21 protein-coding genes and 1 tRNA gene are annotated in these 17,355 nt (G+C 62.7%); 13 read left to right on the top strand and 9 right to left on the bottom strand.

Features of this window, described 5'->3' with window-relative positions:
- The first annotated feature begins 51 nt into the window (after nt 1–51).
- Together ACLM42_RS01330 and serS are read left to right on the top strand one after the other, a co-directional pair.
- Nucleotides 52–330 (top strand): NifU family protein, encoded by a 279-nt coding sequence (locus tag ACLM42_RS01330; protein ID WP_010312903.1) that lies wholly within the window; start codon nt 52–54, stop codon nt 328–330.
- 43 nt (nt 331–373) lie between these two features.
- Nucleotides 374–1,654 (top strand): serine--tRNA ligase, encoded by a 1,281-nt coding sequence (gene serS / locus ACLM42_RS01325; RefSeq protein WP_415399486.1) that lies wholly within the window; start codon nt 374–376, stop codon nt 1,652–1,654.
- Here the strand turns inward: serS and mqo are convergent.
- The gene (gene mqo, locus ACLM42_RS01320) at nt 1,651–3,090 is read right to left on the bottom strand and encodes a malate dehydrogenase (quinone) (RefSeq protein ID WP_415400108.1); all 1,440 of its coding nucleotides are present in this window, start codon (nt 3,088–3,090) and stop codon (nt 1,651–1,653) included. The genes serS and mqo overlap by 4 nt on opposite strands.
- 87 nt (nt 3,091–3,177) lie before the next feature.
- On the opposite strand from mqo, the gene rseP reads away from it, so the two are divergent.
- The 3 genes from rseP (at nt 3,178) to ACLM42_RS01305 (ending at nt 6,901) form a co-directional block, all read left to right on the top strand.
- On the top strand, nt 3,178–4,266 hold the full coding sequence (gene rseP, locus ACLM42_RS01315; RefSeq protein ID WP_415399485.1) for an RIP metalloprotease RseP: 1,089 nt from the start codon (nt 3,178–3,180) through the stop codon (nt 4,264–4,266).
- 41 nt (nt 4,267–4,307) lie between these two features.
- Nucleotides 4,308–4,610, top strand: a complete 303-nt coding sequence (gene rpsN / locus ACLM42_RS01310) for a 30S ribosomal protein S14 (RefSeq protein WP_010312910.1) — start codon at nt 4,308–4,310, stop codon at nt 4,608–4,610.
- Nucleotides 4,611–4,768: 158 nt separating this feature from the next.
- Nucleotides 4,769–6,901 (top strand): polyribonucleotide nucleotidyltransferase, encoded by a 2,133-nt coding sequence (locus ACLM42_RS01305; protein ID WP_415399484.1) that lies wholly within the window; start codon nt 4,769–4,771, stop codon nt 6,899–6,901.
- A 36-nt stretch (nt 6,902–6,937) separates the two neighbouring features.
- Here the strand turns inward: ACLM42_RS01305 and ACLM42_RS01300 are convergent, their stop codons facing one another.
- The gene (locus ACLM42_RS01300) at nt 6,938–7,858 is read right to left on the bottom strand and encodes a 3'(2'),5'-bisphosphate nucleotidase CysQ (protein WP_415400107.1); all 921 of its coding nucleotides are present in this window, start codon (nt 7,856–7,858) and stop codon (nt 6,938–6,940) included.
- Between the two features lie 22 nt (nt 7,859–7,880).
- Between ACLM42_RS01300 and rsmI the strand changes: the two genes are divergently transcribed.
- Nucleotides 7,881–8,738, top strand: coding sequence for a 16S rRNA (cytidine(1402)-2'-O)-methyltransferase (rsmI, locus tag ACLM42_RS01295; RefSeq protein WP_415399483.1), 858 nt, complete (start codon nt 7,881–7,883; stop codon nt 8,736–8,738).
- Nucleotides 8,738–8,980 carry a hypothetical protein gene (locus ACLM42_RS01290; protein WP_247911697.1) on the top strand — a complete coding sequence of 81 codons (243 nt, stop codon included), beginning with the start codon at nt 8,738–8,740 and terminating at the stop codon, nt 8,978–8,980. Before rsmI ends, ACLM42_RS01290 begins: the two co-directional genes overlap by 1 nt.
- On the opposite strand, the gene ACLM42_RS01285 is transcribed toward ACLM42_RS01290, so the two are convergent.
- A complete protein-coding gene (locus tag ACLM42_RS01285; RefSeq protein WP_415399482.1) occupies nt 8,959–9,726 on the bottom strand; it encodes a hypothetical protein in 768 nt (255 codons plus the stop codon). The genes ACLM42_RS01290 and ACLM42_RS01285 overlap by 22 nt on opposite strands.
- Before the next feature lie 68 nt (nt 9,727–9,794).
- Between ACLM42_RS01285 and ACLM42_RS01280 the strand changes: the two genes are divergently transcribed.
- A tRNA-Arg gene (locus ACLM42_RS01280) sits at nt 9,795–9,868 on the top strand.
- 1 nt (nt 9,869) lies between these two features.
- Here ACLM42_RS01280 and ACLM42_RS01275 read toward each other — a convergent pair.
- The 3 genes from ACLM42_RS01275 to ACLM42_RS01265 form a co-directional block, all read right to left on the bottom strand.
- Entirely contained in the window at nt 9,870–10,139 is a 270-nt protein-coding gene (locus tag ACLM42_RS01275) for a hypothetical protein (protein ID WP_415399481.1), read from the bottom strand.
- Nucleotides 10,140–10,202: 63 nt separating this feature from the next.
- A complete protein-coding gene (locus ACLM42_RS01270) occupies nt 10,203–10,442 on the bottom strand; it encodes a hypothetical protein (protein WP_247911700.1) in 240 nt (79 codons plus the stop codon).
- A gap of 68 nt (nt 10,443–10,510) precedes the next feature.
- Nucleotides 10,511–11,506: a DnaJ C-terminal domain-containing protein gene (locus ACLM42_RS01265; protein WP_415399480.1), complete on the bottom strand. Its 996-nt coding sequence runs from the start codon at nt 11,504–11,506 to the stop codon at nt 10,511–10,513.
- A gap of 148 nt (nt 11,507–11,654) precedes the next feature.
- On the opposite strand from ACLM42_RS01265, the gene ACLM42_RS01260 reads away from it, so the two are divergent.
- On the top strand, nt 11,655–12,065 hold the full coding sequence (locus tag ACLM42_RS01260) for a hypothetical protein (RefSeq protein WP_415399479.1): 411 nt from the start codon (nt 11,655–11,657) through the stop codon (nt 12,063–12,065).
- A 953-nt stretch (nt 12,066–13,018) separates the two neighbouring features.
- On the opposite strand, the gene ACLM42_RS01255 is transcribed toward ACLM42_RS01260, so the two are convergent.
- Complete coding sequence (locus tag ACLM42_RS01255; protein ID WP_415399478.1) at nt 13,019–13,240, bottom strand: hypothetical protein; 222 nt, start codon at nt 13,238–13,240, stop codon at nt 13,019–13,021.
- 54 nt (nt 13,241–13,294) lie between these two features.
- Between ACLM42_RS01255 and ACLM42_RS01250 the strand changes: the two genes are divergently transcribed.
- On the top strand, nt 13,295–13,498 hold the full coding sequence (locus ACLM42_RS01250) for a hypothetical protein (RefSeq protein ID WP_415399477.1): 204 nt from the start codon (nt 13,295–13,297) through the stop codon (nt 13,496–13,498).
- 3 nt (nt 13,499–13,501) lie between these two features.
- Here the strand turns inward: ACLM42_RS01250 and ACLM42_RS01245 are convergent, their stop codons facing one another.
- Nucleotides 13,502–13,774, bottom strand: coding sequence for a hypothetical protein (locus ACLM42_RS01245; protein ID WP_247911705.1), 273 nt, complete (start codon nt 13,772–13,774; stop codon nt 13,502–13,504).
- 24 nt (nt 13,775–13,798) lie between these two features.
- Nucleotides 13,799–14,458 (bottom strand): TVP38/TMEM64 family protein, encoded by a 660-nt coding sequence (locus tag ACLM42_RS01240; protein ID WP_415399476.1) that lies wholly within the window; start codon nt 14,456–14,458, stop codon nt 13,799–13,801.
- Between the two features lie 116 nt (nt 14,459–14,574).
- On the opposite strand from ACLM42_RS01240, the gene ACLM42_RS01235 reads away from it, so the two are divergent.
- From ACLM42_RS01235 to ACLM42_RS01225, 3 genes are all read left to right on the top strand, one after another.
- The gene (locus ACLM42_RS01235) at nt 14,575–15,216 is read left to right on the top strand and encodes a hypothetical protein (protein ID WP_415399475.1); all 642 of its coding nucleotides are present in this window, start codon (nt 14,575–14,577) and stop codon (nt 15,214–15,216) included.
- Nucleotides 15,217–15,813: 597 nt separating this feature from the next.
- Nucleotides 15,814–16,002 (top strand): hypothetical protein, encoded by a 189-nt coding sequence (locus ACLM42_RS01230; RefSeq protein WP_247911709.1) that lies wholly within the window; start codon nt 15,814–15,816, stop codon nt 16,000–16,002.
- Between the two features lie 366 nt (nt 16,003–16,368).
- Complete coding sequence (locus ACLM42_RS01225; protein ID WP_415400106.1) at nt 16,369–17,220, top strand: NAD-dependent epimerase/dehydratase family protein; 852 nt, start codon at nt 16,369–16,371, stop codon at nt 17,218–17,220.
- Nucleotides 17,221–17,355 lie beyond the last annotated feature (135 nt).

Raw genomic sequence — 17,355 nt, 5'->3', positions numbered from 1 at the left:
CTAGGCAGCGGCCCCGCGTTCCTAAGCTCGGCGCAACACCGTCTCAGCGCGATGAGCACCGAAACCCCAGCAGCAGCGGCGACCGAAAACGCCGATCCCCGCGCCCTAACAATCGAGAACGTGGAGCGCACCCTCGATGAGCTGCGTCCCTATCTGATGGCCGACGGCGGCAACGTGGAAGTGGTGGAAATCGACGGCCCGATCGTCAAGGTGCGTCTGCAGGGCGCCTGCGGCTCCTGCCCCAGCAGCACCATGACCTTGAAGATGGGCATCGAGCGCAAGCTGCGCGAAGCCATCCCCGAAGTCAGCGAAGTCGTGCAGGTGCTCTGAGCCCCTCCCCGTAGGCTCAGCCCACTGTTGAACCCTTGGGCCCGTGCTGGATCAGCGCCTGCTGCGCGAGAACCCTGAGCTGATCACCGAGCAGCTCGGGCGCCGTGGCATGAAGCTCGATCTCACGTGCCTGCAGCTGATGGCGCGCCAGGAGCGCGACCTCGAAGAAAAGCGCAGCAACCTCCAAGCCGAGGGCAACCGCATCGGCAAGGAGGTGGGCCTCAAGATCAAGGGTGGCTCGGCTCCCAACAGTCCCGAGGTCCAGGCCCTGCGCGACGAGGGCAACCGGATCAAGCAGCAGGTCGCGGTCCTTGAAGAGGAAGAGAAGACCCTCGAGGCCAAGCTGCGCCAGGAGCTGCTGACCCTTCCCAACCTGCCCTCGGCCGAGGCCCCCGACGGCAAGGACGAGAACGACAACGTCGAGATCAAGACCTGGGGCACCCCCCGGGCCAACGAAGACTGGCTCGAGGAGCACTGGCAGATCGCCGAGCGCCTCGGCCTCTTTGAAACCGAGCGCTCCGTGCGCATCGCCCAGAGCCGCTTTGTGACCCTGATGGATCTCGGGGCTCGGCTCGAGCGCTCCTTGATCAACTTCATGCTCGACCTGCACGGCGGCAAGGGCTACCGCGAGGTCCTGCCGCCGATCCTGGTCAACAGCGCCAGCCTCACCGGCTCCGGCCAGCTCCCCAAATTTGCTGAGGAAAGCTTCCGTTGCGCCGAAGACGACCTCTGGCTGACCCCCACGGCTGAGGTGCCCGTCACCTCCCTGCACCGCGGCGAGGTCATCCCCGCCGAGCAACTGCCGCTCAAGTACGTCGCCTACACCCCCTGCTTCCGCCGCGAGGCCGGGAGCTACGGCCGCGACACCCGGGGCCTGATCCGCCTGCACCAGTTCAACAAGGTGGAGCTCTACTGGTTCTGCCATCCGGAGCACTCCGCCGAGGCGCACCAGCAGATCACCGCTGACGCCGAAGCCGTCCTCGAAGCCCTGGAGCTGCCATACCGAAAGATCGAGCTCTGCACCGGGGATATGGGCTTCTCCGCCACCCGCACCTATGACCTCGAGGTCTGGCTGCCCGGGGCCGGCGCCTACCGCGAAATCTCCAGCTGCTCGGTCTGCGGCGACTTCCAGGCCCGCCGCTCCGCCATCCGCTGCAAGGAGGGCAAGACCACTCAGCTGCTGCACACCCTCAACGGCAGTGGCCTGGCGGTGGGGCGCACCATGGCGGCCCTGCTGGAGAACGGACAGCAGATCGACGGTTCGATCAAGCTCCCCGCGGCCCTAGTGCCCTACTTCGGCGCCGACAGCATCCCCGCGGCCTAAGCGCCCAGGCCCAACAGTCCATTGCTGCGCTGACGGATCTGATCCAGTCGCTCGGCACTGGACCCCAGCTCCTCCCCCCAGGAGGGAATCAACGCCTTGAGCTTTTGCTGCCAGGCCTCACTGGCCAAGCGCTCTCCCATGCAGCGCTGCAACACCTGCAGCATCGTGTCCACCGCCGTCGAGGCACCCGGGGAGGCACCCAGCAGGGCGGCCAGGGAGCCATCGGCGCTGCTCACCACCTCGGTGCCCATCTGAAGGCTGCCGCGGCCGTTGACCTGCTTAATGATCTGCACCCGCTGGCCCGCCACCGCCAGCTCCCAGTCATTGGCGTTGACCTGGGGCAGGAAGTCCCGCAAGCTGTCGATCCGCTGCTTCGGGCGCTGGACGACCTGACCCACCAGGTAGCGGACCAGATCGAAGTTCTTGGCCCCGACCTGCAGGGTCGGCAGCAGGTTGTAGGGCTTAATGGAGCGGCCCAAGTCCAAGAGAGAGCCCTGCCTTAAAAAGCGGGTGCTGAAGCCGGCATAGGGACCAAAGAGCAGCGCCCGCTGGCCATCAATCCAGCGGGTGTCGAGGTGAGGCACCGACATCGGCGGAGCGCCAACCGCCGCCTTGCCGTAGACCTTGGCGTTGTGGGCCTCAATCACCGCCGGATTGCGGCAGACCAACCATTGGCCGCTGACCGGAAAGGCGCCGTAGACCCGCGCCTCGGGGATGCCTGAACGCTGCAGCAGCGGCAGGCTGCCGCCCCCAGCCCCCAAAAACACAAATGGAGCCTCCAGCTCCCCGGAGCTGGTCTGGACTCGCCAACCGGCACCGCCCCGCTCCAGGCTCAGCACCTGCTGGCCCAGGCGCAGATCCATGCCCTGGAGTAGCTCCCGGGTCAGCGCCCCGAAATTCACATCGGTGCCGCGGGCCACGCGGGTAGCCGCCAGGGGTTGATCGAGGCGACGGCCCGCCATCACCAAGGGCATCCACTCCCGCAGTTGTTCCGGATCGGTGCTCCAGGCCATGTCGGCGAACTGGGGCGCTCCCTGCAGGGCCTCAAAGCGGCGGCGCAGGTAATCGACATTCCCCTGACCCCAGACAAAGCTCAGGTGAGGAACCGCACGAATGAACCCGGCGGGATCGCTGAGCTGCTGGCCCTCGACCAAGGAGCTCCAGAACTCGAGGCTGCGCTCAAAGGAGGCATTGATCGCCAGGGCCTTGCCCGTTGGAATCGAGCCGTCGGAGGCCTCAGGGGTGTAGTTGAGCTCGCAGTTGGCGGCATGCCCGGTGCCGGCGTTATTCATCGGTCCGCTGCTTTCGCAACCCAGCTGCGGGAGCCGCTCCAGCACCACCACCTTCAGGCCCGGATCGAGCTGCCGAAGCAGGTTCGCCAGGGTGGCGCCCATGATCCCGGCACCCACCAAGAGGGCATCACAGCGTTCACTCATGGAGCCGGAGTCAGGCAGGGCGCTCAACCTCCCAACGCTATGGCCGTGCCTTCCCCCCCAGAATGGGCGGACTTTGGATCAGCAGAGATGGGCGTCCTGACGGCTCTGGCGATCCTGGCCGGCCTGATCGTGGTGCATGAGGCCGGGCACTTCTTCGCTGCGACATGGCAGGGGATCCGCGTCAGCGGGTTCTCGGTGGGTTTTGGACCGGTGCTACTGGAGAAGCAGCGTCGGGGGGTGCAGTTCGCCCTTCGGGCAATCCCCCTGGGGGGCTTTGTCTCCTTTCCCGATGACGACGAAGACAGCTCCATCCCCCTCGATGACCCCGACCTGCTGAGGAATCGCCCCCTGCACCAGCGGGCCCTGGTGATCGCCGCTGGAGTGATCGCCAACCTGCTCCTGGCCTGGGCGGTCCTGATGGCCCAAGGGACCTTCGTCGGCATCCCCGCTGGCTTCAGCGCCACCCCCGGGGTCCTGGTGTCCGGAGTCCAGCAGGGGCTGGCGGCCGCCGCCTCAGGCCTGAAGGCCGGCGATCGGATCCTGGCGGTGGATGGCCTCGACCTCGGGGGCGGGCAGAGCGCCGTCAGCCAACTGGTCGAGCTGGTTAAAGGCGCCCCGGATCAGACCCTGCTTCTGAGCGCCGAGCGCCAAGGCCAAGCCCTGGAACTCCAGCTGACCCCCGCTGACCTAAGCGGCATTGGCCGTATTGGCGCCCAACTGCAGCCCAACGGCAGCGAAGTCTTTCGCCGCCCCCGCAGCCCCATCGAGGTCATCAAACAGGCCAATCACGATGTCGCCCTGCTGACCAAGCGAACGGTCGATGGCTTTGTGACCCTCGTGACCCACTTCGGCGAGACCGCAGGGCAAGTCTCTGGCCCCGTGAAGATCGTCGAGATGGGGGCCTCCCTTGCCAAACAGGGCGGCAGCAGCCTGTTCCTCTACACCGCCTTGATCTCGATCAACTTGGCGGTGCTCAATGCCCTTCCCCTGCCGATGCTCGATGGCGGGCAGTTCATGCTGCTGCTGCTGGAGGGCCTGCGCCGCAAGCCCCTGCCCGAGAAGTTCCAGATGGCCTTCATGCAGTCAGGTTTTGTCCTGCTGATGGGCCTCAGCCTGGTGTTGATCGTCAAGGACACCAGCCAGCTGGCGGCAGTTCAACAGTTGCTGGGACGCTAAGAGGTAGGCTTCCTGGTCACTGCTAACGAGATCCAGGCCGCATGGCGAAGAAGTCGATGATTGCGCGCGACGTCAAGCGCCAAAAGCTTGTGGATCGCTACGCCGCCAAGCGCGCAGCTCTGATGGCCGCCTTCGAAGCTGCTGGCGATCCGATGGAGCGCCTGGAGATCCACCGCAAGATCCAAAACCTGCCCCGCAACAGCGCTCGCGTGCGTCTGCGCAACCGCTGCTGGGCCACCGGCAAGCCCCGTGGTGTGTACCGCGACTTCGGCCTGTGCCGCAACCAACTGCGCGAGCGTGCCCACAAAGGCGAACTGCCCGGCGTGGTCAAGTCCTCCTGGTGAGTTCCCGGTCCATTGATCGATCCGAAGGGCGCCGAAGGGCGCCTTTTTTGTTGCCGGCCTGCGTTGTGGCATTCCGGAAGAGATTGCGCCTGTTTTCCGCAAGTCTTTGGGCTCAGATGCAAGAATTGGTCTTGACAACAAACAAGACATAAGCCCACGTGCAAGGTCACACTCAGTCGGTCTCCTTCGATGGTCGGGAGATCCGACTGACCACAGGTCGGTTCGCCCCGCAGGCCGGGGGTTCCGTGATGGTCGAATGCGGAGATACCTCTGTTCTCGTCACTGCCACCCGCTCCGGCGGCCGTGAGGGCATCGATTTTCTGCCGCTGATTTGCGACTACGAGGAGCGCCTCTACGCCGCTGGTCGCATCCCCGGCAGCTTTATGCGCCGCGAGAGCCGTCCTCCCGAGCGCGCCACCCTGATCGCGCGCCTGATTGACCGCCCAATGCGCCCGCTGTTCCCCAGCTGGCTGCGGGACGACCTGCAGGTCGTCGCCACCTGCATGTCCCTGGATGAGCGGGTTCCGCCCGATGTCCTGGCCGTGACCGGTGCATCACTGGCCACCCTGCTGGCCAAGATCCCCTTCAACGGCCCCATGGCCGCCGTGCGGGTGGGTCTGCTGGGTGATGACTTCATCCTGAACCCCAGCTACCGCGAGATCGAACGCTCCGAGCTCGATCTGGTGGTCGCCGGCACCCCCCAGGGCGTGATCATGGTCGAGGCAGGCGCCAACCAGCTGCCCGAGCAGGACGTCATCGAAGCGATTGACTTCGGTTATGAGGCGGTCTGCGAACTGATCAAGGTCCAGCAGAACCTGCTCAAGGTGCTCGGCATCGAGCAGGTCCTCCCCGAGGCCCAGACCGTCGACGCCACCCTGCCCAGCTTCCTGGAGAAGGAATGCAGCAAAGGCATCGGCGAGGTCCTCAAGCAGTTCACCCTGACCAAGGCCGAGCGCGACCAGCAGCTCGATGCCATCAAGGCCCAGGTGGCCGAGAAGATCAGCGGCCTCAAGGACGACGATGCCGTGAAGGTGGCCGTCAGCAGCAACGGCAAGGCCCTGGGGAACAACTACAAGGCGCTCACCAAACAGCTGATGCGCGCCCAGATCGTCAAGGACGGCAAGCGCGTCGATGGCCGCAACCTCGATGAGGTGCGTCCGATCAGCGCCGCCGCCGGCGTGCTGCCCAAGCGCGTGCATGGCTCCGGTCTGTTCCAGCGCGGCATGACCCAGGTGCTCTCCTGCGCCACCCTCGGCACCCCGAGTGACGCCCAGGAGATGGACGACCTGAACCCGTCCAACGAGAAGACCTACCTCCACCACTACAACTTCCCCCCCTACTCCGTCGGCGAAACCCGCCCGATGCGCAGCCCCGGCCGCCGCGAAATCGGCCACGGCGCCCTGGCGGAGCGGGCCCTGATTCCCGTCCTCCCCAGCAAGGAGAGCTTCCCCTACGTCCTGCGGGTCGTCTCGGAATGCCTGAGCTCCAACGGCTCCACCTCCATGGGTTCGGTCTGCGGCAGCACCCTGGCCCTGATGGATGCCGGCGTGCCCCTGAAGGCCCCCGTGAGCGGTGCCGCCATGGGCCTGATCAAGGAAGGCTCTGAGGTGCGGATCCTCACCGACATCCAGGGCATCGAGGACTTCCTCGGCGACATGGACTTCAAGGTGGCCGGCACCGAGAAGGGCATCACTGCCCTTCAGATGGATATGAAGATCACCGGTCTCGAAGTGAAGACCGTGGCTGAGGCCATCAACCAGGCCCGCCCGGCCCGTCTGCACATCCTCGAGAAGATGCTCTCGGCGATCGACAAGCCCCGCGATGTCCTGAGCCCCCACGCCCCTCGCCTGCTCAGCTTCCGGATCGATCCCGAGCTGATCGGCACCGTGATCGGCCCCGGCGGCCGCACCATCAAGGGCATCACCGAGCGCACCAACACCAAGATCGACATCGAGGACGGCGGCATCGTCACGATCGCCAGCCACGACGGTGCAGCGGCTGAGGAAGCCCAGCGCATCATCGAAGGCCTCACCCGTCGCGTCTCCGAAGGCGAGGTCTTCAGCGGTGCGGTCACCCGCGTGATCCCCATCGGCGCCTTCGTCGAGATCCTGCCCGGTAAGGAAGGCATGATCCACATCTCCCAGCTCAGCGAAGCCCGCGTTGAGAAGGTCGAAGACGTGGTGAAGGTGGGTGACCACGTCACCGTCCGCGTCCGCGAGATCGACAACCGCGGCCGCATCAACCTCACCCTGCGGGGTGTTCCCCAACAGGACGAACCGGCTCAGGCCTGATCCAGCCAAGCCCCCGAAAGGGGGCTTTTTTCATGCCTAAACGGCAAACCCCGGATCGATGCGGCCCATCGCTTCGGCGGCTTTGGCGCAGAGCTCTTGGTGGCTGACGCCGTGGCTGGCAATCAGGCAACCGGCCTGACGCACGTCGCCGGTGTTGTAGCGGAGCGGTTCACCGTCGGCATGGGTGAAGGCCCCGCCAGCGGCCTTGAGCACGGCCTCCGGCGCCGCCATATCCCAGTCCTTCGGGGCACTCTTGCCCGACAGTGAGATGTAGACGTCGGTCTCACCACGCAGGATCGTGGCGACCTTGCCGCCAACGCTGCCGATGGCCTTGGTGTCGCCCAGGGCCAGAGCCTCCAGTAGCTGCTCCAGCCGCTGGTCCCGGTGGTTGCGGCTGGCCACCAGCACCATCTCCCCAAGGGCCTGGCGGGAACTGAGCTGGGCGGGCTCCTGCTCACCAGCGCGGTTCTCCCGCCAAGCCCGGCCCTGGGGCACCAGACCAAACCAGAGGTCCTCCAGCAGCGGTTGGAGCACCACCCCCAAGACGGCCTCACCGCGGTGAACCAGCGCCAGGTGCACGGCGTACTCGCCGGTGCCCTGCAGAAAATCCTTGGTGCCATCGAGGGGATCCAGGATCCAGAGCCACTCGGCATCGAGGGGCTCGCCTGCGGTGAGTTGCTCCTTGGCGGTCTCCTCGCTAAGCAGCGTCCAACCGGCCTCGGGATAGGCCTTGGCCAGCCCCTCGAGCAGCCACTGGTTCACAGCCAGATCCGCCGCACTGACGGGGCCCTCGCCCCCGTCATCAACACTCAGGGCCTTGGGAAAGCCATAGGGGGGCTGCTCCCCGCGGCCGTAGGCCAGCAAGATATCCGCAGCACCCCAGCAGAGTCGACGCAGGTCCGCCAACAGCTGCTTCTCCTCGATGCCAGGGGGAAAGCAGGCAGCGGCGGGCATCATGGAAGGGCAAAGGAGCATTCTGATGCAGGGCGCCGAACCCGCTGCAGGCGTGCTCTACCTGGTGGGCACACCGATCGGGAACACAGGGGATCTCTCCCCCAGGGCCAAAACCGTGCTGGCCGGGGCAGATCGGATCGCCTGCGAAGACACCCGCCGCAGCGGCCTGCTGCTGCACAACCTGGGCATCAAGAGCCGTTTGGTGAGCTTCCACGAGCACAACCAAGCCACCCGGATCCCGGAGTTATTGGAGGCCTTGGAGGGCGGAGAGGCAATTGCTGTCATCAGCGACGCCGGCCTGCCAGGCATCTCCGACCCCGGCGAGGAACTGGTGGCGGCAGCCCGCAGCCAAGGCCGCACCGTGATCTGCGTGCCCGGGCCCTGCGCCGCCACCACCGCCCTGGTGAGCAGTGGGCTGCCCTGCGGCCGCTTCTGCTTTGAAGGCTTCCTGCCTCCCAAAGCCACAGCACGCCGGGCGCGGCTCCAGGCCTTAGCTCAGGAGGAGCGGACCTTGGTCTTCTACGAGGCCCCCCACCGCCTGCTGGCGGTGCTCGAGGACCTGCTGGAACTCCTGGGGGATCGCCCGGTGGCCGTGACCCGGGAATTGACCAAGCGCCACGAGGAGCAGGTGGGCCCGACCCTGACGGTTGCCCTGGAGCACTTCCGGCAGCACCCTCCCCAGGGCGAATTCACCCTCGTCCTCGGCGGAGCTGAGATCAACGCAGCTGAGCGGCCCAGCGATGCCGATCTACGGAAGCAGCTGCAGGCCTTGGTCAGCGGTGGGCTCAGCAGCAACGATGCCGCTCGCCAACTGGCCCGCAGCACGGGCATCGCCAAACGTGAGCTCTACGCTTTGCTGCATCAAGACGACGACACCCCCTGATGCTGCTGCGCCTGCGCTTGCTTCTGGCCAGCCTTGGAGGCGGGGTGCTGCTACTGCTGATCCTGTGCCTGGGGGCCCAGAACCTGGATCAACGGACGCGGCTGAACCTGGGGTTTGGCCGCACGGCTGAGCTCCCGACCGGATTCCTACTGGGGGTTTCCCTGGTGCTTGGAGTCATCAGTGGCGGCGCCGCAACCGCTCTATTGCTGCCGGGCGGCGATCAGGCTTCTGAGAGGGAATAGAGCAGGCCGCCTTCCACCACCAATCGGGTGATGCCCTGAGCCACCAAGTAGGAGGAGCGCCGTTGGAGCACGTCGCTGTCGGGCACCTTGATCACCCGCTGGCTGCGGCCGCACTGCCGTTTGGCCTGGCGGGGGTTGGTGAAGAGCATGAGGGCCTGGCGGGCCTGCTCGGCTTCCGGCAGAGAACCCAGCTCAGGGAATTCGTTGAGGGGCTTGGCCTGAAGCTCCACCACCTTGTCCACCAGCATGTAGACGCTGCTGGGCAGCAGGCCGGGAAGCAGGGGAATCGGATCAATCAGCTCAGCCGCTGGTGCACCGCCGAGAGTCGCTGCGTCGGAGCTGTCATCGCCGTCGTCGAAGTTCTCCTCCTCTCCGTCATCGCCGAAGTCATCGGCGTCATCGATGGCCAGAACGCCGACGTGCTCGTCATCGTCATCGTCATCGGCGGCGTCTGAATCGGAAGCAATCTCCACTTCGCTGCTGACGGGCTCAGCCTCAAGCAGCGGATCAGGCGCAGGTATTTCGATCGCTTGGGCAACAGCTTCGACCGGTTTGGCGGCAGAGCGGCTGCGGGATTGCTTCTTCAGCGCAGCCAGCTCATCGGGATCGATCCCGGCCTTCAGGACGCGGCTGACCGTGTTGGGGCTGCAGCCATAGCTCGCGGCCAGGGCCTGGGCGGTTTCACCCTGGCGGTAACGAGCGACCAGCTCCTCTTTTTGGCTTTCTGTCAGCCGTGGAGCGGGCATTACGACTTTGACGTCCAGCACACCACCATAGAAGCTCTAGCTCAGCTGGCACAATGCGTCAGATCCAAGCTCCCTTAGCTCAGCTGGATAGAGCAGCTGCCTTCTAAGCAGCCGGTCGTTGGTTCGAATCCAACAGGGGGCGTCTAGAGCTCGTACTCCTCTTCGAAACGCGCCATCAGGCCGTTGTAGAGGGCGAGGGTGCCCTCGGTTTCTTCGCAGAAGCCCTTGACTCGATAGGCCTCAATCAGATGGGCCAGCGAGGAATGCACCTGGGCAAAGGCCTGGGCAAATTCGTTCTGAATATCTTCGTCGCGGATATCTCGGATCTTGGCTGTCATCAACTCAACTTTTCTCTGAGCGACGACCATCTCCGCCTCCATCTCCTTGTTGAGTTTCCGGCGCTTGGCAGCCATCAATCCCGCTCTGGTTGAGCCCCACATCTACACCAGTGGGGCCTCGGGGGCGGAGCCTCGCCACTAGCGGTAGGGGATGCAGTCGAATCCACGAGATGTCTTGCCATCACTGGGTGCTGCCGCGACCCAGCGGCGACCCGTTTCGATACAGCCCTTGAGGGTCGGCATCGGAACCTTGGTGACCGCCACGTCCTTGGGGCCGATCTTGTGGGGCTCAAAGGTGGAACGGACCAACCAGGCCTCATAGGCCATGGCAGCTGGCATGGACGCCCAGACCAAACAGCCCAGCAGAAGACGCTTCACAGCCAATGCAGTGCTTGGCGAACCCTGCCACAGGTGGCCACAGAGACCGAGCAATCGGGGGGGCTTAGTTACAGACGAGCCGCGCTAATCCAGTCCGCCCGTGGATCAGAACTGCGGGCAGCCCGCAATTGCTCGAGCAGCTGACGCTCCTGGTCGCTGTAGCGGGCCGGTTGCTTCAAGCTGAGGCTGAGCAGCAGATCACCACGTCCTCCTTTGGCCGGCCAACCCTTGCCCTTGAGGCGAAGACTGCGGCCGACGGCCATCGCCGGGGGCACCGTCACGGTGGCTTCACCATCGGGAGTGGCCACACGCACCTCCCCACCAAGGGCCAACTCATCGAGGCTGAGGGGAAGATCCGCCTTGAGCTGATCTCCATCGAGGGTCCAGACCGGATGGTCCTGGACCTGGAGGGTCAGATAGAGATCACCCCGGCGTCCCGTTCCAGGCTGCAGGTTCCCCTTGCCCTTCAGGCGGAGGCGACTGCCCGGCTTCACGCCGGCGGGGATCCGGACCTGAACGCGCTCGTCATTCACCGCCAGGGTGCGCTCGCAGCCACGGAAGGCCTCCGAGAACGACAGGGAAATGCTGGCCTCGGCATCGAGATTCACCGGCGCGGCCTGACGACCGGGGCCGCCGGCGAAGCCGCCGGGGAAACCAGAACCAAATCCACTGAAGCCGCCGGGGGCTCCACCAAATCCACCGCCGGGGAATCCACCAGCTCCGCCCCCAGGCCCCCCGAAGCGGCCGAGGAGGTCATTGATGAAGTCGTCGAAATTGCCGTAGCGGCCAAAATCAACATCCACGCCGCCGGGGCCCGGGCCCGCACCCGCCTGACTCCAGTACTGCCCAAATTGCTCGTAACGCCGGCGCTTATCGGGATCCGAGAGGACCTCGTAAGCCTCGCTGACTTCCTTGAACTTCGCCTCAGCGCCCTGATCCCCGGGGTTCACATCCGGGTGGTACTGGCGCGCCAACTTGCGGAAGGCCTTTTTGATCGTGTCCGCATCGGCACCACGCTCAACGCCCAGAACTTTGAAATAGTCGCGGTAACCGTTGGCGCTCATCGCAGCAGCTGGGGAGGAACGATCAACGGCACCTCAAGTGTCCCAGCCTCGGGGCTGATTGAGCGAGAGGCAAAACAGGCGGAAGGCCGAACGCGTGAACAGACCCGGCATCACCCTTAAGGTGCGGCGAACACCTCCAAAGCAAGCCATGGCCGGCCTTCGCAGCGTCCAAGTCATCGGGCGCCTGGCCCTCAGCCTGGAGCTGCTGATCACCACGCCGGCGCTGGTGCCCTCGGCCCAGGCGGCAGAGGAACAACCCGCAGCCGCCAGCGCGTCGACAACGCGGCAAAAACAACTGGCCAAGCACCTGCAGAGCCAGGGATTTCTGGTCTATGGGGCCTGGTGGTGTCCCCACTGCAACACGCAGAAAGAGCTCTTTGGCGTCGAGGCCATGGAACTCCTGCCCTATGTCGAATGCGACAAAGAAGAGGAGGGGCGCAAACGCTGCATGGCCGCCAAGGTCAGGGCCTACCCGACCTGGGACTACAAGGAGGAGCGCCGTGAAGGTGTCATGACCTTGGAAGAACTGGAGGTCTGGAGCGGCTTCCAGGGCTCCTAGTCACCAGCGAGCTGACCCAAGAAGCCTTTTGCGGCTCTGGCGCGGCACAACTTGGCATTCATCTCCATGCTGAACAGGAGGTCTTGACTTGGCTGCGCCAGCCCATGAAATTCCACGTCGCCAATGCGGTTGCGGTGTCGCTCTTATCGGTGGCTGTTTTGGTGCTGGCGTTAAAGGACAACCGCTGCACCTCTGCCATCCCAACAACGGAGCCCCAAGCCAGAGCCAATCCAACGCCCCTGCCCGCGGCAAACACCCCAGCACCTCAGAGGCCACGTCAGCGGCGGGAGCTGGGGAAGTTTTGACCCCCCAACAACAAAGCCGGCACCCAATGGCACCGGCTTCGAGAGATCGTGTGGGTCGGAGCTTCTGAAGGAGGCACACCTGGGGCCAAGGGTCCAGGTGTCGAGCGGTGGGTTCTCCCAGGGCACCTCAGGCGATGCAGACGGAGTGCCGACAGATCAGACGCTCACTCTGTGTCCAATCTGACGACCCGCTCACAAGCGGTAGAAGACTGTTGGAGCAGGGGCCTTCGGTCAGCTCGCTCCTCAGGACTGGTTCGGTGGAGTGTCGGTCACATCCGCCTCCGAGATCGATGGGCTCAGCATCGGAGGAAGCAATGCCAAGAGCAATCGGGGTTAATGCCCATTGCCTCCCAGTCCGTTCAGATCGAGAGTGGATTGCTGATTTCAGCCGCCCCTAGACCAGAACCGGCTTGCTGAAACGTCCGTTGCAGGCCTGCCAGAACTGGGAGTGGGGACTCAAGAGTGCCCCGTGCAAGCTGCAGAAACCGTGGCAACTCGGATCACCTTTGACGTAGCGACACCCAGAACAATGGAGTTGCAGTTGGCAGCGCAAGGAGGCGAGATGGAGATCTCCTCGGGTGCCATGGGCCGGTACAGCGTGGGGGGAATTAAACACGGGTGCAACCCCTTGAGGCTTGTGCCCCCGGTCTAGGAACGCTGGTCCAATGCGGCCAATGCAAAGAAGCGAATCCAAACGCGGGCCATCGAGAGCGGGTGGCCGCAGCGGGCGCAGATGGCTACGACAGAACCAGTCGAAGCGATGCGGTGGAAGACGGACTCCTTGGACTCGCAGGGCTCGTGATACTCCTGGCCCTGGCCGGTTTTGGCCTGCAGGAACTGGCGGTTGAACTGAGAAATGCCCAGGAGCACCCCTCAGCAGAGTGAAGCCGCAGCCACCTGGGGCAAGCAGGCGCTAGATGTGGAATGGATGCAGCCCGATCCATGGCCCTTCAGCGACTGCGCTCAATCAAAAAGCGCCTGATTCAATCAATGGACCGCCTGACCCAGGGGAACTCCAAACGGGCCTACACCAAAAAACTGATTAGCCAGAAGAGCCAAGAGGCCTACGAAGTGGTCTGCGGAGTCGCTGGCTGCGTGCTGAAGAAAAAGGACACGAGCGGCTCCTGAACCTCAAGAGGGATCCTTTTGATCAGGACTTTGATCAGAGGAGTCTTGAGAGCGACGGATCAACTCTGCCAACATCTCCAGCTTGGAATTTTCAGACTCAGACGCACGGGAAGCCATCCAGGCGCGAGCCGCTTTCTGCTGAGCCAGCTGCTGAACCAGCAAGAGAGCCATCTCGCGTAGCGCTTCCAACTCCGTGCAGTCGTTAATCCAACGAACGAGTTTCTCACTTTCAAATGAGGACTCAAGTGAATGCTTGATTGGATCCATCGCGGCCATTGATCAACAACAAGTAACGAACACTCAACCCTTGAGCTGTTTCAGCGCAGCAAACCGGCGGCGAACCTTGCCCTGCACCAAAGCCAACAGAAAAACACCCACAATCGAAGCAACCAGAGTTGTCTTCCCACCATCAAAGACGCCCGCACCAAGGGCCACGATCGGCAGATCACTGGCCACAACGCTCAAAACCAAGGCGGGCATGAAACGCTGCAGTGATGTCCCCGCTAGACCCAAGCCAAAACTCACAAAATCAAAGAATCCGGTCATCAAAAGACCCGTCATCAAAAAGAAATTGGACTCGAGCCTGGACCCACTAAAACGCTCAACAACCGACATCGCCTTATCCCCAACCAACCGACGAACGGGCCCTCTTCCCCAATAGCGAGCCAGCGAAAAGGCAATCAGGCACGCAATGAGATCGGTGACTGCAATCGTCAAAAAACCAGTCTTAAAGCCAAGCAGCGCCCCAGCCAAGAGCGAGTAGGCCGTGCTCGGCAAAGCAGGCAAAACAATACTCAATCCGCGAAGAAGCATGATCCCGAGGGGAGCCCAAACCCCCATCGCCTCTACCGCCTGCCGGATCGGAGGCATGAGGTGGGCCTGAGCCAACAGCGTTACGCCGACAAACCCCGAGAGGATTAAGACTCCAAGCAGCACTCGGCGATAGGCCAGAACCCTCAAAACACCTCAACCAGCAAAGACCCTAGGATTTTTTCACAACAACCAAAGAGGAAGGCAGCAGCGACACTCTCTGTATTGAAGAATCCCTTGCTCATTCATTGAACGCCCAGTCCTTGATGCATAACGAAGAGCCAAGATCGAGCCGTATAGAAAAGCAGAGAGGCAACCTAGTTCAATACAACAGCGGAGAATGGAAAAGCATTTTCATCCGCATCGGGAGCAACCGACGGGAGCTCGAACGTTTTCCATGCCATCTCAGCGTGTTCGAGAGCAACGATCTGATTCAGGCCAATTTGACCTACAAGCAGTCAGGAAAGATTGCAAGGTCTGCCTTCCGAGACATCCCCGAATCGATGCAGATTGAGCCGGGTGGGCACTGGTCTCTTGGCCCGCAATACCTGACCCAAGAGTTTTGGACCACCGAGTTCTGCCTTTGCAGACCGCAGGAGCGCCGCAGAGCAGTGATCCGCCAAAGCCGATCCTGGCTGGAATCAATCGTCGTCATCATCGAATGGAGAGAGGGTTCCACTGAACCCCCCATCACGCTGGCCTCTCCCCACCCTCTCGGCCTGCAGGAATCAAGCCAAAGCCATGACCCGAAGCTTGAGGTACTCAGCAATGGCGCACCCTTGGGTTTAAGCGTTGCCATCTCAAATACACCTGAACAGCAAGCAACAACCTGGAGCTGGGGCCCACAGTCCATTACCCGCAGGTACGACGCAGCCAACCAACTCGTCCGGAGCCATCCCGAGGACTAGCCCTGCCTGAATTTCCGAAGGACCTCAGCATCCTGTTCAGGGTCAATGCTGAGGTCCGTCAACACAAGCGCCTTCCCCATCGTGTTGATTGCGTACTCAATTGCAACCAAGGCCTCAGCACCTGCAGCGCTCTTGCGTCCGGCACGAATCACCTCCGGAGTCACAAAGGCAGCAGCATCGTTCAGCTGAGATGCGATTCGAGCCAATTGCTCATCCATCGTCCGAAGGGGCAAGCGAAACCGCCATCGAGCATCTCATTGGTGGCCCAACAGGCAGAGCCTCTCCCGCAAAAGACAGGACTCGCAAGACCAGCACCAACCCCGAGCGCCATGACCCGGGTCGAGAGGGACAGCCAATCCGCCTGCAACAAAGTCGTTCAGCGCCTGATCAGCCAGCCGCCCCAAGCCGGCTGACAGACAAAAAAAAGAGCCCCTGGACGGGGCTCGACGCATTTCTCTTGAAGAAAATCTAAAGAGCACAGGGAAAAGCATCAAGCGAGATCAAGCCCGCAAACCCCCTCAATAGGCATGGCTTATCAATGGCGCGCCCTTCGCCATTGCCATGGGCGCAAGGATGGGTTACCGACGAGGCCCTGTAGTGGATCAAGCCTGGAAAGAGAGCGAGCAGATCCGGCTTGAGCGCGTCCTGGCGATTGCCAAGGCCAACCAAAACAAAGAGATGCAGAGCAACATCGAACGTGAGCTGGAAGCCTTAAACCGCGAGGAGCCCTCTCCGCTCATCGCGGAGTATCTCAACGAAAACGGCGAGATTCGAGCAGACCTGTAGGTCTGGAGCGCCGGCAGGATCACCCATAACGATCAAGAGCGGAACCGACCAAGCTCAGCCAAGGGATCAGGACGACCCTCAGCAATCGCTTTTGCTCGGGCGCAAAACCAAGTCTCCGCCGAATCGGACTGGTCAAGCCTGGCGGCAATTTTCAGCCAATTCTCCCGCTCCACACGGTCCATACCAATCCCGGAACTCTCTTTAGCCTCGTGAACGGCACCGCCAGGGCGTGACCTCCACAGGGTTCGGTTCACCGAAGCCCGTGGGGGCCAACAGAAGCCACGCCGACGAGGGGCGCTATGTAAAAATTTGTAAAAGCACTGCTTCGTTTTGCCTCAGCGCTTTGGTGTTATCGGCTGTGGCTACGTGGGATCCGCGGTCTGCAAGAGACTTCGGCTGGCCGGCCATGACGTTTTGGCGACCACCCGAGATCGGTCTCGCTTTGAAGCACTGAAAAACCTGGGGGTGACGCCAGCGCAGCTCAACATCGCCTCTGACCAGGCGGACTTCAGCTTCATCGACCAACTCGACGGCCTCCTGATCAGCGTTGCGCCAACACGGAAAGACGAGAGCTACGAGGAGGTTTTCTCCAAAGGAATCAGCAACCTGGTTCAGGCTCTTCGGCAGCGTCCAGAGCAGAAACCACTGCACATCACCTACATCAGCACAGTTGGGGTCTTTGGAGACCAGGGCGGTCAAACCGTGAGCGAAGGATCGCCGCTTGACATCAGCCATCCCATCAACCGCCTACTGATCAACGCTGAGCTGGCGCTTCACGGGCTTCAGGGTGGCAACACAACCGTCTGCACTCTCCGCCTAGGAGGCATCTATGGCCCTGGCCGTGACATGGTCTCACTCGTCAAGGACGCCGCTGGTCAACGCATCGCTCGCGATGGTGATCACATTCCGGCCTGGACTCACCTTGACGACATCACCCGAGGCGTTCAATTTGCCTGGGATCGCGATTTAAACGGCACCTTCAACTTGGTCGATGACATGCGCCTGAGCAGAAGGGAGCTCTCCAATGCCATTTGCGAACACAGTGGCCTACCCCCTGTGATTTGGTGCGGTGCACCACGGGGCGCTCGCGTGGTCAACGCTGTGGTCTCCAACGCAAAAATCAAGCGCCAAGGCTTTTCTTTTCACTCTCCATCGATGCTGCACCGACAGACATTGCAGAGGTCAGACCTCAGCTCACGGGTGAAAGCGCATTCCTGATCAAAAAGGTCAGAAATAAATTCCACTGAGAAAAACATTTCAAGAAAGAATATTTAATCAAAATCAAGGCTGAATCAACGCTTCAAAGCACTGATTTCTGACGTTGTACGTTGATTCCAGGTGCTGTTGAACTCG

The organism is Synechococcus sp. W4D4 (assembly GCF_047716805.1).
In the GTDB taxonomy this organism is placed as follows: domain Bacteria; phylum Cyanobacteriota; class Cyanobacteriia; order PCC-6307; family Cyanobiaceae; genus Vulcanococcus.
This window is presented reverse-complemented; position numbering and strand designations above follow the sequence as displayed.

Coding starts and splice junctions, on each gene's coding strand:
- ACLM42_RS01330 (WP_010312903.1), top strand. CDS start 52: ATGAGCACCGAAACCCCAGCAGCAGCGGCGACCGAAAACGCCGATCCC.
- mqo (WP_415400108.1), bottom strand. CDS start 3,090: ATGAGTGAACGCTGTGATGCCCTCTTGGTGGGTGCCGGGATCATGGGC.
- rseP (WP_415399485.1), top strand. CDS start 3,178: ATGGGCGTCCTGACGGCTCTGGCGATCCTGGCCGGCCTGATCGTGGTG.
- rpsN (WP_010312910.1), top strand. CDS start 4,308: ATGGCGAAGAAGTCGATGATTGCGCGCGACGTCAAGCGCCAAAAGCTT.
- ACLM42_RS01300 (WP_415400107.1), bottom strand. CDS start 7,858: ATGATGCCCGCCGCTGCCTGCTTTCCCCCTGGCATCGAGGAGAAGCAG.
- rsmI (WP_415399483.1), top strand. CDS start 7,881: ATGCAGGGCGCCGAACCCGCTGCAGGCGTGCTCTACCTGGTGGGCACA.
- ACLM42_RS01290 (WP_247911697.1), top strand. CDS start 8,738: ATGCTGCTGCGCCTGCGCTTGCTTCTGGCCAGCCTTGGAGGCGGGGTG.
- ACLM42_RS01285 (WP_415399482.1), bottom strand. CDS start 9,726: ATGCCCGCTCCACGGCTGACAGAAAGCCAAAAAGAGGAGCTGGTCGCT.
- ACLM42_RS01275 (WP_415399481.1), bottom strand. CDS start 10,139: ATGGCTGCCAAGCGCCGGAAACTCAACAAGGAGATGGAGGCGGAGATG.
- ACLM42_RS01265 (WP_415399480.1), bottom strand. CDS start 11,506: ATGAGCGCCAACGGTTACCGCGACTATTTCAAAGTTCTGGGCGTTGAG.
- ACLM42_RS01260 (WP_415399479.1), top strand. CDS start 11,655: ATGGCCGGCCTTCGCAGCGTCCAAGTCATCGGGCGCCTGGCCCTCAGC.
- ACLM42_RS01250 (WP_415399477.1), top strand. CDS start 13,295: ATGGATGCAGCCCGATCCATGGCCCTTCAGCGACTGCGCTCAATCAAA.
- ACLM42_RS01245 (WP_247911705.1), bottom strand. CDS start 13,774: ATGGCCGCGATGGATCCAATCAAGCATTCACTTGAGTCCTCATTTGAA.
- ACLM42_RS01235 (WP_415399475.1), top strand. CDS start 14,575: ATGCATAACGAAGAGCCAAGATCGAGCCGTATAGAAAAGCAGAGAGGC.